Source organism: Clostridioides sp. ES-S-0048-02 (assembly GCF_020658495.1).
Taxonomy (GTDB): domain Bacteria; phylum Bacillota; class Clostridia; order Peptostreptococcales; family Peptostreptococcaceae; genus Clostridioides.
Genome location: NZ_JACVWH010000055.1, coordinates 1 through 902, shown reverse-complemented (window position 1 = coordinate 902; position 902 = coordinate 1). Strand labels below are relative to the sequence as shown.

The 902-nt window shown below is 29.3% G+C and carries 2 protein-coding genes and 1 pseudogene; all 3 read left to right on the top strand.

Features of this window, described 5'->3' with window-relative positions; genetic code table 11:
* Positions 1–22 precede the first annotated feature (22 nt).
* Positions 23–283, top strand: coding sequence for a DUF2577 domain-containing protein (locus tag IC173_RS20290; protein WP_227856207.1), 261 nt, complete (start codon positions 23–25; stop codon positions 281–283).
* Between the two features lie 4 nt (positions 284–287).
* Complete coding sequence (locus IC173_RS20285; protein WP_227856206.1) at positions 288–707, top strand: DUF2634 domain-containing protein; 420 nt, start codon at positions 288–290, stop codon at positions 705–707.
* A pseudogene (locus tag IC173_RS20280) lies at positions 707–902 on the top strand (phage tail protein); the annotation flags it as partial. The gene IC173_RS20285 and the pseudogene IC173_RS20280, both read left to right, overlap by 1 nt.

Here is a 902-nt window from a genome sequence, read left to right as displayed (position 1 = left end):
TTTATATAAGTGAGGTGATAAAGTGTCACAGGAATTATTACAAGTAATCAAGAAGGCTGCAATGGATGCAGTAGAAACAAGTAATCCAATGACTCTTGCATTTGGAACTATAGAAAGTGTTAATCCTCTAAAAGTTAAGATAGAACAAAAAGCATCTTTTGAAGAATTTTTTTTAATACAAACAGATACATTTAAAAGATATACAGATAAAAAGATAGGAGACAAATTGGTTTTAATAAGAATGCAAGGAGGGCAACAATACTTGATTTTAGATAGGATGTGATAAAGTGATACCAACAGACGCTATTGACTACGATATAGAAGATGTATCAATTATAAATTTTGATGTAAGACAAGAACCAAGTAAAACATTTAAACTGAATACAGAAAAATCTAAGATAGATGGTATTTGTGATAATATGGAAGCATTAAAACAGACCATCTTTTTAATTTTAAATACTGAAAGGTATGAACATCTAATATATAGTTGGAATTATGGAGTTGAACTAAACGATTTAATTGGAGAGCCTATTTCTTATGTAATACCCGAACTTGAAAGACGAATCAAAGAGGCATTAGTACAAGATGATAGAATTGAAAATGTAGATAATTTTGAATTTCAAAATATAAAAGGAAAATTACATTGTAGATTTTCAGTTCATACCAAATATGGGAATTTAAATGCAGAGAAGGTGGTGAGTATTTAGTGTTTGAACTTATGACATTTGAAAATATAATTAAAAGAATGTTAGATAGTGTACCTGACACGTTTGATAAACGAGAAGGTTCTATAATATATAATGCCTTGGCACCAGTTGCTATAGAACTTACGGAAACTTATGTCGCTATGGATGAATTACTAGACCAAACATTTGTAGATACTGCTAGTTACTATTATTTAG